Genomic DNA, 13,641 nt, shown 5'->3' with positions numbered 1-13,641 from the left:
TTAGTCATGAATAACATTACCCTTGCTCCTGTGCAAACTGATCAACCATCACATTTGATGCCTGTATTTGGCCGTCAGCCGATCAGCTTTGTCCGCGGTCGAGGTTCTTATCTTTATACTGAAGATGGCACAGAATATTTAGATGCACTTACAGGCATTGCCGTATGTGGTTTAGGTCACGCACACCCTGCAATTACCGAAGCCATTGCAGATCAGGCGGCTACCTTAATTCACACCAGTAACTTGTTTGAAGTGCCGTGGCAGACTGCTGCTGCACAAAAATTGGCGCAAGTTGCTGGCATGGAAGAAGTGTTTTTTTCAAACAGTGGCGCAGAGTCTAACGAAGGTGCAATTAAAATTGCACGTAAATTCGGTCATATGCAAGGCGTAGCCAATCCTAAAATTATTGTTGCAGATCACTCTTTCCACGGTCGTACTTTGGCTACCCTGTCTGCAACTGGCAATAAAAAAGTTCAGGAAGGTTTTGCACCTTTGGTTGAAGGCTTTATTCGTGTGCCTTTTGGTGATGTCGAAGCCATTGAAGAAGCTGCGATTCAGCATCCTGATATTGTGGCTATTTTAGTCGAGCCGATTCAGGGTGAAGGCGGTGTGAATACTGCACCACAAGGCTTTAGCTACCTAGAAGACATCCGCCGTATTTGTAATCAACACAACTGGCTGATGATGCTGGATGAAGTACAAACAGGAAATGGTCGTACAGGTAAATTCTTTGCTTATCAGCACACCAATATTGTGCCTGATGTATTGACTACAGCGAAAGGTTTGGGCAATGGCTTCCCAATTGGTGCAGTCATGACTCAAGGTCGTGGTGTGGGCGTTCTTACTGCTGGTAATCATGGCTCAACCTACAGTGGTACTGCGTTAGGTTCACGCGTGGTTTACACTGTTATTGACACCATCCAGAAAGAAAACTTGGTAGAAAATGCAGCAAAAATGGGTGGCTACATTGTGGAACAATTGCGTCAACAACTCGCAGACCAAAATGTAAGCGTGCGTGGTTTTGGCTTGATGATTGGTATTGAATTACCAAAACCATGTGCAGAGTTGGTCGATATTGCCCGCGATGAATACAAAATGATTATTAACGTAACTGCAGGTTCTGTAGTGCGTTTATTGCCAACATTAAATATTACTCAAGCCCAGGCAGATCAATTGATTGAACGCCTTGTAGCAATGATTAAAAAATTCTTGGCTTAAATAAATCCCTAACAAAAAGCCGCAGTTTGAACTGCGGCTTTTTGCTAACTAAATGGTCGATCAGTATATTATCAACATTCAATTAAGATGCTTCTTGAAACACTCGCCCACCCGGCAATTGAGAAAAATATTGTTTTAAGGCTTCCAAACAACGATGTACTTTCATCGGTTGTTGCTCATGTTTGGAAATGATTGCATACAAGGTAAATGCGGGTAATTTCCACTCAGGCAAAATTTCAACCAAACTGCCATTAAGCAAATCTTTTTGAATATCCAAATGCAAAATTCGCGCAAGCCCATGCCCTTGCATACACAAAGATTTAGACACCAACACATTATTGGTCGATAGACGCGAGCCCAACTCTACATCCACATTTTCAGCAGTGCTGATATGCTTAAAATTGAGTTGCTGAAAATTCTTCATAATGGTTAATGGAATTAACTCGTGATGTTTTAAATCTTCAGGACGTGAAATGGGCGCGGTTTGATTTAAATAACTAGGTGATGCGACTAAAACTTGGTCAATAAGTGCAATAGGAATCACATGCTGGTTTTGATCTTCAATTATTGGACTCATACGCAGCGCAATATCAATACGACCATCAATCAGGTCAATGTATTGATTGTCGGTTTCTAGATGTACAGACAAGCCACGATGGGCAGACAGCCAATGAGAAAGTGCGGGAATCACATGGTTCGCGGCTAATTCTGGAGTGGTGGCAATTCTTAAATCACCGACCAAATCATCTCTTAACTCATTAATGCGTATTTTACCACGCTCAGCAGCGGCGAGCATTTCTTGACAACTGTGGAAAAAAGCTTGTCCTGCTTCAGTCAAACTCAGTTTTCTAGTAGAACGATGCAGAAGCGTGACTTCCATATCTTGTTCTAGTGAACGGATTTGCTGACTGACGGCGCTGGTGGTGATCCCTAAATCACGTGCTGCACCGCTAAACGAGCTTTTTTCAACAACACAAGCAAATACACCCATTGCTCGAAGTTGATCTAACATAAATTCCCTCTGAAATTATAATCGTTGCCCTCATCTATCGATAAAAGCAACTTATTGTATTATACGGTGAAATTTATGCTTTGTATTCGTGATATTTAATTTATTGGTAAAACATTAGTTGGATTGATTGGCTTGCCATCTAGACGTACCTGAAACTCCAACATGGTACGTGTTGCACCAGAAGAACCCATTTCAGCAATCTTTTGACCCGCTGTGACATTTTGACCACTGCTCACATTCATCTTACTGTTATGTGCATAGGCGGTGATATAACCATCAATGTGCTTGATTAAAATCAAGTTCCCATATTCTTTTAATCCATCTGCAGCATAAACCACCTGCCCATCTGCTGCGGCATAAATTGGATCGCCCACATTGCCACCGTAACGAATTCCTTTGATATTACTTGCCAAATTAAACTGTGCAATCACAGCACCTTGTGATGGTTTCACCCAGCGCAATGTGCTGCTACGCACAGGTGTACTTGGTGTGGTTGAGCTAGTGGTCGTGGTTGTAGTCGATGTTACCGGTGCAGGTGTCACAGGTGTCGTTGGTAATGTGACTGTTTGACGTTGAATTGGTGCAGCCTGTGTTACAGGGCGAGTGCTTGTTGTACGTGGTGCATTGCCCGCTTTCAAACGAATCGACTGCCCGACATAAATACGATACGGCGGTGCAATATCATTCATTTCTGCAATGCTGAGATAGCTCAAACCATAACGTGCAGCGATACCACTTAAAGTATCACCCGAACGCACAGTATAAAAATTCGGCGCTGTTGCATAACGCGCAGAATTATTCACTTGAGGTTTAGAGGCACAACCACTCAACACGACGGTAGCCACAACAGCACTTGATAACACTAAGGTTTTCAACAATGCTGTTGGTGTGCTAAATAAACGATACTGAAACACCACAGGCATTCTTTCCTCTCTACAAATTCTAAATATTTTCTATTGCGCTAAGAGTAGCAAAAAAGTCCTTGTAATGAGGCTTACAAGCTACTTTTTCACAAAGTTATAACATTAGTTAGCCAATTTGGGAAAATTGACTGTGCAATGATTGCAAAACGTCATAATTGGTGGCATCCATCTGAATTGGTGTCACGCTGACATAGCCATTTGCTACCGCAAAAAAATCAGACTCAATTTCAGTTAAGCCTTTTTTCGGTGCAGCCACTGCCTCGCCCGACAAACCAATCCAATACACTTGACGCCCTCGTGGATCGACCTGACTAGTAATTGGCTTAGATTGGGTACGCTGTCCTTGATAGGTAATTTTTGTGCCCTGCAACACTGGCACATCTGGAATATTCACATTAAAAATATGTCGTGCAGGTAAACTTGGTAAACCTTGAGCAATAAAGTCATGTACCCACTGCGCTGCCTGCATATAATCTTGCGGATGCTGATAAGCACGTACATTATGCCCTGCAAGTGATACCGCAATCGCAGGCTGTTTCATCAAACGTCCTTCAAATGCCGCACCGACTGTGCCTGAGTACAGTACATCATCCCCTAGATTTGCACCGCTGTTAATGCCGCTGACCACCAAATCAAATTCGAAATCGAACAATCCATTCATCGACAAATAGACACAGTCTGCAGGTGTACCATTCACTGCCCAGACATCTTCAGCAATTTGCACAGGACGTAATGGTCGGTCTAAAGTCAGCGCACTCGAAAAACCACTGCGTTCACTTTCGGGTGCAACAATCACCACGCGACCCAAAGGTTTTAAGGCTTTCGCCAAAGCTTGGATACCAGGTGCAAACACGCCATCATCATTGGCTATCAAAATATTCACAGAAAAATCTCAGATAAAACAAATATAAAGGTTATATACTAAAATATAGCAACGTCGGTTCAATCTTAAACTTGTTTGTGCCTGATTCATGCCTAAGCACATTTAATAAGCACACGACAACAAAATGACTGATCAGCACATTTCATTGAAATATACAAAAGATTATATATATTTAGCGCTTAACATCCATCCAAAAATATATGTGATTCTCATGATTTTAGCTTTGTCATTTCGTCGTTTATTGGGTCTAGGTTTTGCTGCTGTATTAACGCAGTCTGTAATTGCAGAAGATTTGACTGCAGCAGAAGCCAATACGATTGTGAAAGAAGATGTTGCAGCGGCACAAGTCATGACTGAAATGTGCCCTGCACTGATTGGAAAAAATGCAAAATTAGATGCCAATATTCAAGCACTGATTCAAACTTATCTACAAGATTATTCAGAATCGAACATGACGCTTGCCAAACTACAAGCCGACGCAGAATATCAATCCGTTTTAGCTGAAGCGCGTGAAGCAGCAAAAGATACAGCCAAAGAAGAGCAAAAAGTAGTGTGTCAGGAAGCTTTAGAATTAGCACTTTAAATCACATGATTTAAATACTATTTTGAGCCTGTAAATAATTTTGCATACTCACCCTTTAAGGCAAACTTTCAAAGTTTGCCTTAAATTTTATGCTTAGTTTTTATATCTGGTATTTTTCCACTATTATTTTACGCTTTATATCAAGCCACTGATTTTCAAATTTCAGACTTTAATCTTCACTTTTTATACATGATTTGCGCTCAGATCACACAGCTTTAATACATTTTCACTCTTTCAATTCGCAAATAAATGATTCATCTTATAAGCACTTAAATGAATCGGTAGATTCAGTTCAAACAATATTTAAGGTACTTGATATGCAATTTTCTGGCTTAAAAAATTCACGTGCAGTTCATTTTTTTGGCGCAGTTGCGCTCAGTTTGGGTTTAAGTCAAGCCGCAATTGCGCAAGAAGAAAATATTGAAGTGACGCCATTACAACAAGTGACTCAGCAAGAATTAGCCGCTATTTATGTGTTATCTGAAGTTTGCCCTTCACTAGTCAAAGAACAAGATCAATTTCATCAGGGTTATACAAAACTTGCCCAAGAATATATGCCTAAAGAAAAAGACGCTGTTACTGCCTTAAGTAAACTCAGCAAACAAAAAAGCTTCCAGCCAATTTTAAAAGAAGCCCGTGCCGATGCCAAAGCTGCTGGAACAGCCAAAAACCAAGCAATTTGCCAAGAATTGACAGCATATAGCAGATAATACAATTTGGTTACAATACTTTTATCAATAAGCCGATTTCTCCCATAGAAGTCGGCTGAGCTTTGCCCTAAAATGCTAGCTCTTTTGTGCATACCTCAAGTATTGGAACCTCTTAGAATGACCCCAAAAAGCGCCCTTGCTGCATTATTACTATTACCAAGCTTTTCTTATGCAGCAACTGTCTTAGCTACACCACCAGAACTCAATAACAAATCATACGTTTTGATGGATTATGAGACGGGACAAATTTTAGCTTCAAAAAATGAAAACGAAAAACTCGCCCCTGCCTCAATGACCAAAATGATGACTAGTTTCATCATTGAACAAAAGTTATTAAAAGGCGAACTCACGGAAGATGAACAAGTCCGCATGAATGAGTCTGCATGGTGTCGTGGCAGCAGCACAGAATCATGTATGTATGTTCCTTTAAATGGCACAGCAACCGTACTTGAAATGCTACGCGGAATTATCGTGCAATCGGGCAACGATGCATCTAAAGCCATGGCAGAGCACATTGCAGGTAATGAAGGCACATTCGTTCACATGATGAATGAAGAAGCCAAACGTATTGGCATGAGCAATACCCAGTTTATGAACTCTACGGGTATGCCTGCTGAAGGTCACTTTTCTACCGCAAAAGATATGGCGACTTTAGCGCAGCACATCATCCATGACAGCTCAAAATACTACCCAATTTATTCTGAAAAAGAGTTTTCTTTTAATGGAATTAAACAAGGCAACCGTAATGCCCTGTTATATACCGACCCAAGCGTGGATGGTTTAAAAACAGGTCATACCAACGAAGCGGGTTACTGCTTAACCACTTCATCTAAACGTGGCCCAATGCGTTTAATTTCGGTGATTTTTGGTGCGCCAACCATGCAAGCTCGTGCAACTCAAACTCGTGAATTGTTAGCTTGGGGTTATGCAAACTACGAAACTGTACGTGTACAGCCTGCCAACCAAGTCTTAGCTAAAGCAAAAGTATGGTACGGTAAAAGCAAAGAAGCACAAATTGGTTTGCCAGAAAACTTTAACGTGACCATGCCAAAAGGCAAAGCCAACCAAATTAAAACTCAATTGGTGGTTCAACCTAAATTGACTGCTCCTTTGAAAAAAGGTCAAGTGATTGGTAAATATGTCGCAACCTTAGATGGTAAAGTGATTGCTGAAAAACCATTGGTGGCGTTGCAGGAAGTGGAAGAAGCGGGTTTCTTTGCACGTATGCTAGACCATATCAAACAATTCTTTAGCAACTTATTCTAAGATTCATAAGCTTAGACTAAAGCGCAAAGCACACATGCCCGCATGTGTGCTTTTTTATTTTATACTGTCCTCAATCCTAAATTTATAAGCTAAAGATTTGTCCATCATGAAAAAAAATGTGCGTGCTTATTTAGAGCAAACCCCAAAAATTGACGCAAGCTGTTATGTAGATGAATTGTCGGTGGTGATTGGTGATGTGCATTTGGCCGCAAATGTATCGGTTTGGCCATTTGCCGTGATTCGTGGTGATGTTAACCATATTCGGATTGGTCAAAATTCCAATGTGCAAGATCATGCCATGCTGCATGTTAGCCATAAAAAAGCCGACAAACCTGAAGGTTCACCGCTGATTATTGGCGAAGATGTCACAGTTGGACATGGTGTGACCTTACACGGCTGCACCATTGGCAATCGGGTGTTATTGGGCATCAACACAATTGTTTTGGATGATGTCATTATTGAAGATGATGTAATGATTGGCGCAGGGTCTTTAGTGCCACCGCGTAAGCGTTTGGAAAGTGGCTATTTGTACGTGGGTAGCCCTGTGCAAAAAGTTCGTCCTTTAACCGACAAGGAAAAAGAGTTTTTGCCTTATTCTGCACGGCACTATGTAAAAGTGGCGGGGAATTATCAATAATCCACCCCTCAAAGTTCTTTTTGATTGTTGTAATTTGAGGGATTACACGTTCTGCACCGTTAATTTTAAACTCAGTGTATGAATGACATGATTAATCTTATCAAATCGAGAGGCTGAATCTTGACTTAGAGTTTTATACAAAGCTTTACGGTCAATATCTGCCTCTTTTTCTATTTGTGCAATAGCTTTGACTTTGGCAACAACACCTAGCGCAAATGAGATCACATCCAGCATCACCAAATGAATCAAAGAACAAAGTACCCCTCACATCTTCCCACAACTACACAAACCTACATTTACAGTTTTAAAGAAATCCCCTTTCAACATAGCCACATCCCCCTAAATTTTGTAGAATATGCGTTTTACCCCATGGTGCTTTTCAATGACCGCTTGGACTGCTCACGTTACTGTCGCCACCGTTATCGAAAAAAACGGAAAATTCCTGTTTGTTGAAGAACATACAGAAGGTGTGACGCATAGCGTGTTTAATCAGCCTGCAGGGCATGTTGAAGCTGGCGAAAGCTTAATTGAAGCAGCAATACGTGAAACCATGGAAGAAACTGGGCATCGGGTGAAAATTAATGCCTTACTCGGTATTTATAGCTATACTCCGCCTATGTTTCCTGACCGCACCTATTATCGCTTCTGCTTTCTAGCCGAATCGCTGCAACATGATGCGCAAGCCCAGCTCGATTCCGATATTATCGGTACTGTGTGGATGTCTGCAGATGAACTGGCTGAATCGGCACGTGCCCGAAGTCCGTTGGTACTGAAAGCGGTTCAAGATGCGCTCAGTGGTCAATCTTATCCTTTATCGCTCATTTACGAGCACCAAAATTCTCCCCTTATTTCTAGTTTGGATGCCTAATCCTATGCAACAACGTGTCATCGTCGGTATGTCAGGTGGTGTAGATTCATCTGTTTCTGCTGCACTTCTACTTCAACAAGGTTATCAAGTTGAAGGGCTTTTCATGAAAAACTGGGAAGAAGATGACGGCACTGAATATTGCACCGCGATGGAAGATCTTGCCGATGCGCAAGCGGTGTGCGACAAGCTAGGCATTAAGTTGCATACAGCCAACTTTGCGATGGAATATTGGGATCGGGTTTTTGAGCATTTTCTTGCCGAATATGCCGCAGGACGCACGCCAAACCCAGATATTTTATGCAATAAAGAAATTAAGTTCCGTGCCTTTTTAGATCACGCCATGAATTTAGGTGCAGATTTTATCGCCACAGGTCACTACGCTCGTCGTGGTGGAACGCAGTACAACTCCAAAGGTGAAGCATACGCTCCACTGTTACGTGGTTTAGATAAAAATAAAGATCAAACCTATTTCTTACATGCAGTGCATGGTCGTGAAATCAATAAAACCTTGTTCCCTGTGGGCGAAATTGAAAAGCCGCAAGTCCGAAAAATTGCCGAAGAACTAGATTTAGTCACTGCCAAGAAAAAAGACTCGACAGGGATTTGCTTTATTGGTGAACGTCGCTTTAATGATTTCTTAAAACAATATTTGCCTGCTCAAGCTGGAAAAATTGTTTTAGACGATGGCAAAGAGGTTGGTGAACATCACGGCTTAATGTACTATACGCTCGGTCAGCGTGGCGGGATTGGTATTGGCGGCTTAAAAGGTGTTGCTGAAGGTGCATGGTTTGTCCTGCATAAAGATATTGAAAACAATCGTTTAGTGATTGGTCAAGGTCATGAACATCCACTCATGCAAAGCACTATTTTATGGAGCGAAGCAATTGATTGGGTGGCAGGTGAACAAGAAATTCCAGCGTCAGGCTTCCGTTGTACTTGTCGCACTCGCTATCGCCAAGATGATCAGGACTGTGTAATTTTCAATGATGACAGCATGCCTGGCGGTGTACGTGTGGAATTTGATGAACCACAACGTGCAGTCACTCCTGGTCAAAGTGTCGTATTCTATTCAGGCGAAATGTGTTTAGGCGGTGGTGTGATTCACCATACCAATGCACCTAAACCCGATTTTATTTAAGGATTGTTTTGGATGACAGAGTTACCGTTTCAACAGTCACCAACTCTGAATGTTCGCCAAAATCGTGCCTTGGCGTTAGCGGGTGTGTTTCAAGCCACCCAGCTCACGCACATGACTGCACTCACAGGCAGACAAAGTATTGGTGAAAGCGGTAACTTTTATTTTGAGCAATTAATTAAAGCCAGTTTAAATATCCGTCCAAGTAGCAATCACAGTTCGCAAACTTTGGATTTTTTTAATCATTTGGCCGATATTTCTTTGGGTTTAAAAACGCTAGAAAGCAGCATCAACCAACCTTTTAATACTGCTCCTAAATCGCGTTTACCTAAACTATCCAATACCAAACTACCCATGTCGTATGCGATGGCACTCTTACAATTAGAAAAGAAAGTGTATAGCAATCCTAAATACGTCGAAATTATTGAGCAGTCACAGCAAAAAATCTTAAAACAACTTTCATTTTTTGATCATAACTATTTGCATCCCAGTATTATTGCCAATTTAGCCCAAACCTATGTCGATACTGCGGGACAAATTAACCCGCGCATTATGGTACGTGGCAATGCAGAAGCATTTAAGGATTCTGCACATACCAACCGAATTCGAGCTTCGCTTTTTACAGGCTTACAAATGGCACACCTTTGGCGTCAACTTGGTGGCAGTTCATGGGGCATGGTATTTAGCAAACGTAAATTATTACGTGATATTCAAGATCTGGCGCGTTTACAGTATCAGGTGGTTTAAACCATGCTGAACACGCTTTTGTTTTAGGTTTAATTCCAAAGTTTAAGGAATCGATATGAACGCTTTAACCGCACTTTCTCCATTAGATGGGCGCTATGCAAGCAAATGTGATGCTCTCCGCCCTTTCCTCTCTGAGTTTGGTTTAATCCATGCTCGTGTGACTGTTGAAGTGCGTTGGTTACAAGCGCTTGCCAATCGTCCTGAAATTACCGAAGTACCTGCTTTCAGTGCTGCAACGAATGCTGCATTAGATGCAATTGTTGCAGATTTCTCTGAAGATGATGCCAACCGCATTAAAGAAATTGAACGCACCACCAACCATGACGTAAAAGCAGTTGAATATTTCTTAAAAGAAAAAATTGCCAACATTGATGAGTTAAAAAATGCAGGTGAGTTCATTCACTTTGCTTGTACTTCAGAAGACATCAACAACTTGTCACATGCTTTAATGCTTAAAAATGGTCGTGAAGTATTGGTTGCAGCGATGCAGCAAATCATTGATTCGATTGTTGCATTGGCAGAAAAACACGCAGATCAACCAATGTTGTCACGTACTCACGGTCAAACTGCAAGCCCAACAACTTTGGGTAAAGAAATGGCAAACGTGGCATATCGTCTTGCACGTCAAATCAAACAGTTCAAGCAAGTTGAGCTTTTGGGCAAAATCAATGGTGCAGTAGGTAACTACAACGCTCACCTTTCTGCATACCCAGAAATCAACTGGCCTGCACATTCTCAAGCATTTGTAGAATCTTTAGGTTTAAGCTTTAACCCATACACGACTCAAATTGAGCCACACGACTATATGGCAGAATTGTTTGATGCGCTACGTCGTTTCAACACCATTCTAATCGACTTCAACCGTGACGTTTGGGGCTACATCTCACTTGGTTTCTTCAAGCAAAAACTGAAAGAAGGTGAAGTTGGTTCTTCAACCATGCCGCACAAAGTAAACCCAATTGACTTTGAAAACTCTGAAGGTAACTTGGGTATCGCCAATGCAGTCTTGGCTCACTTAGGCGAAAAATTACCAATCTCTCGCTGGCAACGTGACTTAACTGACTCGACTGTATTGCGTAATATGGGTGTTGGTTTTGCACAAAGCTTGATCGCATTTGAAGCTTGCTCTAAAGGTATTGGCAAACTTGAATTGAACGCACAACGTATTCTTGAAGATTTAGACAATGCTCAAGAAGTATTGGCTGAGCCAATTCAAACTGTGATGCGTCGTTATAACATCGAAAAACCATACGAAAAATTAAAAGCTCTTACACGTGGTCAAGCTATGACACGTGACATGATGGTAGATTTCGTGAATGGTAATGAGTTGGAAGGCGTTCCTGCAGCAGATCGCGCACGTTTAGCGACAATGACGCCTGCAACTTACACAGGTAATGCAGCTGAACAAGCAAAACAAATTCAAGATTTAATTGCTAAAATCTAATTTGTAAAAGCATTCATCACAATACAAAAATGCGAAGCTTCGGCTTCGCATTTTTATTAGAATAAAACAAATCTTCCAACTTAAACATCACATGCAAAATCAATTCCGCATTCAACATTACTGTGCTTTAGGCTTGGTTATACTCGCCATGCTTGCTGCCAGTATTCAACCACTGGAATTTGAATCGTATCTACTGCATCAGGCAGGCACAGTTTTTATGCTCGCGGCTTTATTGATTGCGTTTAAAAAAGTAGGACTGAGTTTTTCTAGCTTTGTGCTGTATTTAATATTTTTACTGATTCATATTGTCGGAGCACATTATCTGTATTCTTATGTGCCCTATAATGATTGGATTTTGCACAGCTTTGGCTTCAATTTAGATCAGAGCATGGGTTGGTCACGCAATATGTATGACCGTTTTGTGCATTTGGCTTATGGTATTTTGCTCTATCCTGTTTTATTGCGCTTGTTTGAAGTCTGGTTTCCAAAAAACAAACCTATCGTTTTATATCTTTTGGTCATTCAATTTATCATGGCAAGCAGTTTAATTTATGAATGGGTGGAATGGCTCATTGCGCTTGGCTTATCGCCAGAAGATGCTGAAAATTATAATGGTCAGCAAGGTGATATTTGGGATGCACACATGGATATGCTTTTAGCAACGATAGGAGCAATGCTGATGGGATGCTTCTACTTGATCAAGAAACCCTAACAGGATGCCTCTTTCGTACTAAATCCAAATTTATTGCCAATACCACCACCAGAAGCCAGCTAAACTTGCGACTGAAATCATCCAGATCAACACCGTTAATACTGCAGGTTTACCTGAACCCCAAAACATGGTTTTGGCAAGCCATTTTTTAAACAATACGCTGCTTAAAGTTAAGTGTAAGCGTCCGCTGAACACACCTTCTGAATTCATCCTATAAGCCTTAATTTAGTCCCCACTTAGAAACAAGTGGGGACTTAAATTTATGACTACAAATAATCAGACATCCATCGCATCTCTTGCGAAAAAACGAAGAACATACAGTGCTGAATTTAAACAGCAGATCGTTCAGGCTTGTAAAGCACCGGACGTTTCAATTGCTTCAGTCGCTTTGCAACATGGATTGAATACAAATCTTGTATCCAAATGGATTCGCTTAATTGATGCTAAGCCAGGGAGTGATCGCTCACCACTACCGAATAAACCTGCATTTATTGCCTTATCTTGCTCTGCACCATTAGATCCTACTCCTACTGACATGTTAAAAGTTCAAATTACTTTACCCCACTCAAAAGCAAAAATTGGCTTGAAATGGCAAGTATCGAAAATATCTGCTTTAGCAGAATTACTCAAGGTACTTGCAACATGATCCGCATTGATGAAATCTGGCTTTCTACCCAACCTCTGGATATGCGAGCAGGGATGGATACGGTCATGGCGCAGATTATGAAAGCCTTTGGCTCAATCAAACCGCATTGCGCCTACCTGTTCTGTAATAAACGTGGTCATCGTATGAAAGTGTTGGTACATGATGGACTGGGCATCTGGCTGTGTGCCCGGCGTTTGGAACAGGGTAAATTCCACTGGGCTAAAGTTCACCAGGGTGAAACCGTGGCCCTCAGCCCGGAACAGTTACAGGCACTGATCCAAGGTTTGCCCTGGCAGCGCATTGGACGACAGCAAGTGGTAACAATGCTCTAAACCAAGCTCGGCTATTCTGCTATTCTCCAAACGTTCTATTTCATTCTTCTCATGACCTCAGGCATACTGCGGTCATGAATACGCTGCCTGACTTAAGCCAACTGACCCATGAACAACTGCTGGAATTCACCAGGCAGTTGGCGATGCAGCATCAGTCTCTGGCACAATCAAATCAAGAATTAGAAAAATCAAACCAGCAATTAGATGCCAGAGTTCAACATCTTGAAGTCACCAATCAGCAATTAGATTCTAAAGTTCAACATCTTTCTATTCTCAATCAAAAATACGAGCATGAACTCGCACTATTTAAACAGCACAAATTCGGCAGTAAAAACGAACATCTCACTGCAAAACAAATCCATCTGTGGGATGAAGCGGTTGAAGAAGATATTGCCGCGGTTGATCTAGAACTGGAACGGCTAAATGCAGATAAAACCAATGCAGCGACACAGAAAGCCAAAACCAATAAACCTAAACGTCGACCACTGCCAGATCATCTACACACCATCCGTATTGAGCATGAAC

At 41.5% G+C, this 13,641-nt stretch carries 18 protein-coding genes; 13 read left to right on the top strand and 5 right to left on the bottom strand.

All coding sequences use genetic code 11. The annotated features are described in order from the left end of the window. Positions 1–6 precede the first annotated feature (6 nt). The gene (locus FTU98_RS01095; protein ID WP_131261143.1) at positions 7–1,218 is read left to right on the top strand and encodes an aspartate aminotransferase family protein; all 1,212 of its coding nucleotides are present in this window, start codon (positions 7–9) and stop codon (positions 1,216–1,218) included. 82 nt (positions 1,219–1,300) lie between these two features. Here the strand turns inward: FTU98_RS01095 and FTU98_RS01090 are convergent, their stop codons facing one another. The 3 genes from FTU98_RS01090 to surE form a co-directional block, all read right to left on the bottom strand. After that, entirely contained in the window at positions 1,301–2,230 is a 930-nt protein-coding gene (locus FTU98_RS01090) for a LysR family transcriptional regulator (protein ID WP_131261144.1), read from the bottom strand. A 95-nt stretch (positions 2,231–2,325) separates the two neighbouring features. Next, entirely contained in the window at positions 2,326–3,153 is an 828-nt protein-coding gene (locus FTU98_RS01085) for a peptidoglycan DD-metalloendopeptidase family protein (RefSeq protein WP_096901076.1), read from the bottom strand. Between the two features lie 106 nt (positions 3,154–3,259). Then, positions 3,260–4,036 carry a 5'/3'-nucleotidase SurE gene (gene surE, locus FTU98_RS01080; protein WP_096901077.1) on the bottom strand — a complete coding sequence of 259 codons (777 nt, stop codon included), beginning with the start codon at positions 4,034–4,036 and terminating at the stop codon, positions 3,260–3,262. A 211-nt stretch (positions 4,037–4,247) separates the two neighbouring features. On the opposite strand from surE, the gene FTU98_RS01075 reads away from it, so the two are divergent. The 4 genes from FTU98_RS01075 to FTU98_RS01060 all read left to right on the top strand — a co-directional run bounded on the left by FTU98_RS01075 (position 4,248) and on the right by FTU98_RS01060 (position 7,232). After that, positions 4,248–4,619, top strand: a complete 372-nt coding sequence (locus FTU98_RS01075; RefSeq protein ID WP_026438310.1) for an MCR_0457 family protein — start codon at positions 4,248–4,250, stop codon at positions 4,617–4,619. Positions 4,620–4,936: 317 nt separating this feature from the next. After that, the gene (locus FTU98_RS01070) at positions 4,937–5,329 is read left to right on the top strand and encodes an MCR_0457 family protein (RefSeq protein WP_004971644.1); all 393 of its coding nucleotides are present in this window, start codon (positions 4,937–4,939) and stop codon (positions 5,327–5,329) included. 117 nt (positions 5,330–5,446) lie between these two features. Continuing rightward, positions 5,447–6,595 carry a D-alanyl-D-alanine carboxypeptidase PBP5/6 gene (gene dacC / locus FTU98_RS01065; protein WP_004971646.1) on the top strand — a complete coding sequence of 383 codons (1,149 nt, stop codon included), beginning with the start codon at positions 5,447–5,449 and terminating at the stop codon, positions 6,593–6,595. A gap of 106 nt (positions 6,596–6,701) precedes the next feature. Then, entirely contained in the window at positions 6,702–7,232 is a 531-nt protein-coding gene (locus tag FTU98_RS01060; protein WP_004971648.1) for a gamma carbonic anhydrase family protein, read from the top strand. Positions 7,233–7,274: 42 nt separating this feature from the next. Here FTU98_RS01060 and FTU98_RS01055 read toward each other — a convergent pair whose 3' ends face one another. After that, positions 7,275–7,481 carry a DNA-binding protein gene (locus FTU98_RS01055; RefSeq protein WP_104851773.1) on the bottom strand — a complete coding sequence of 69 codons (207 nt, stop codon included), beginning with the start codon at positions 7,479–7,481 and terminating at the stop codon, positions 7,275–7,277. Between the two features lie 133 nt (positions 7,482–7,614). On the opposite strand from FTU98_RS01055, the gene FTU98_RS01050 reads away from it, so the two are divergent. The 5 genes from FTU98_RS01050 (at position 7,615) to FTU98_RS01030 (ending at position 12,138) form a co-directional block, all read left to right on the top strand. Continuing rightward, a complete protein-coding gene (locus tag FTU98_RS01050; protein ID WP_004971655.1) occupies positions 7,615–8,100 on the top strand; it encodes an NUDIX hydrolase in 486 nt (161 codons plus the stop codon). 4 nt (positions 8,101–8,104) lie between these two features. Then, on the top strand, positions 8,105–9,238 hold the full coding sequence (mnmA, locus tag FTU98_RS01045) for a tRNA 2-thiouridine(34) synthase MnmA (RefSeq protein ID WP_096901081.1): 1,134 nt from the start codon (positions 8,105–8,107) through the stop codon (positions 9,236–9,238). A gap of 12 nt (positions 9,239–9,250) precedes the next feature. Beyond that, complete coding sequence (gene hflD / locus FTU98_RS01040; RefSeq protein WP_004971659.1) at positions 9,251–9,982, top strand: high frequency lysogenization protein HflD; 732 nt, start codon at positions 9,251–9,253, stop codon at positions 9,980–9,982. Between the two features lie 55 nt (positions 9,983–10,037). Next, positions 10,038–11,426, top strand: a complete 1,389-nt coding sequence (gene purB, locus FTU98_RS01035; RefSeq protein WP_019837658.1) for an adenylosuccinate lyase — start codon at positions 10,038–10,040, stop codon at positions 11,424–11,426. Positions 11,427–11,517: 91 nt separating this feature from the next. Then, positions 11,518–12,138: a DUF2238 domain-containing protein gene (locus FTU98_RS01030; RefSeq protein ID WP_004971662.1), complete on the top strand. Its 621-nt coding sequence runs from the start codon at positions 11,518–11,520 to the stop codon at positions 12,136–12,138. 30 nt (positions 12,139–12,168) lie between these two features. Here FTU98_RS01030 and FTU98_RS01025 read toward each other — a convergent pair whose 3' ends face one another. Beyond that, the gene (locus FTU98_RS01025) at positions 12,169–12,348 is read right to left on the bottom strand and encodes a hypothetical protein (RefSeq protein ID WP_257219998.1); all 180 of its coding nucleotides are present in this window, start codon (positions 12,346–12,348) and stop codon (positions 12,169–12,171) included. 52 nt (positions 12,349–12,400) lie between these two features. On the opposite strand from FTU98_RS01025, the gene FTU98_RS01020 reads away from it, so the two are divergent. From FTU98_RS01020 to FTU98_RS01010, 3 genes are all read left to right on the top strand, one after another. After that, positions 12,401–12,784: a transposase gene (locus FTU98_RS01020; protein WP_104851828.1), complete on the top strand. Its 384-nt coding sequence runs from the start codon at positions 12,401–12,403 to the stop codon at positions 12,782–12,784. Next, positions 12,781–13,116 carry an IS66 family insertion sequence element accessory protein TnpB gene (gene tnpB, locus FTU98_RS01015; protein ID WP_180050146.1) on the top strand — a complete coding sequence of 112 codons (336 nt, stop codon included), beginning with the start codon at positions 12,781–12,783 and terminating at the stop codon, positions 13,114–13,116. The genes FTU98_RS01020 and tnpB overlap by 4 nt, the downstream gene beginning before the upstream one ends. A 74-nt stretch (positions 13,117–13,190) precedes the next feature. Beyond that, positions 13,191–13,641, top strand: a 451-nt coding sequence (locus FTU98_RS01010) for a transposase (RefSeq protein ID WP_218948258.1), incomplete at its 3' end; no start/stop codon positions are given.

The sequence above is a fragment of the Acinetobacter sp. YH12211 genome (assembly GCF_013418015.1).
Lineage (GTDB): Bacteria > Pseudomonadota > Gammaproteobacteria > Pseudomonadales > Moraxellaceae > Acinetobacter > Acinetobacter towneri.
Note: the sequence above shows the minus strand (reverse complement) of the source record. Positions and strands in the feature narration are given on the sequence as shown.

Coding starts and splice junctions, on each gene's coding strand:
- FTU98_RS01095 (WP_131261143.1), top strand. CDS start 7: ATGAATAACATTACCCTTGCTCCTGTGCAAACTGATCAACCATCACAT.
- FTU98_RS01090 (WP_131261144.1), bottom strand. CDS start 2,230: ATGTTAGATCAACTTCGAGCAATGGGTGTATTTGCTTGTGTTGTTGAA.
- FTU98_RS01085 (WP_096901076.1), bottom strand. CDS start 3,153: ATGCCTGTGGTGTTTCAGTATCGTTTATTTAGCACACCAACAGCATTG.
- FTU98_RS01075 (WP_026438310.1), top strand. CDS start 4,248: ATGATTTTAGCTTTGTCATTTCGTCGTTTATTGGGTCTAGGTTTTGCT.
- FTU98_RS01070 (WP_004971644.1), top strand. CDS start 4,937: ATGCAATTTTCTGGCTTAAAAAATTCACGTGCAGTTCATTTTTTTGGC.
- dacC (WP_004971646.1), top strand. CDS start 5,447: ATGACCCCAAAAAGCGCCCTTGCTGCATTATTACTATTACCAAGCTTT.
- FTU98_RS01060 (WP_004971648.1), top strand. CDS start 6,702: ATGAAAAAAAATGTGCGTGCTTATTTAGAGCAAACCCCAAAAATTGAC.
- FTU98_RS01050 (WP_004971655.1), top strand. CDS start 7,615: ATGACCGCTTGGACTGCTCACGTTACTGTCGCCACCGTTATCGAAAAA.
- mnmA (WP_096901081.1), top strand. CDS start 8,105: ATGCAACAACGTGTCATCGTCGGTATGTCAGGTGGTGTAGATTCATCT.
- hflD (WP_004971659.1), top strand. CDS start 9,251: ATGACAGAGTTACCGTTTCAACAGTCACCAACTCTGAATGTTCGCCAA.
- purB (WP_019837658.1), top strand. CDS start 10,038: ATGAACGCTTTAACCGCACTTTCTCCATTAGATGGGCGCTATGCAAGC.
- FTU98_RS01030 (WP_004971662.1), top strand. CDS start 11,518: ATGCAAAATCAATTCCGCATTCAACATTACTGTGCTTTAGGCTTGGTT.
- FTU98_RS01025 (WP_257219998.1), bottom strand. CDS start 12,348: ATGAATTCAGAAGGTGTGTTCAGCGGACGCTTACACTTAACTTTAAGC.
- FTU98_RS01020 (WP_104851828.1), top strand. CDS start 12,401: ATGACTACAAATAATCAGACATCCATCGCATCTCTTGCGAAAAAACGA.
- tnpB (WP_180050146.1), top strand. CDS start 12,781: ATGATCCGCATTGATGAAATCTGGCTTTCTACCCAACCTCTGGATATG.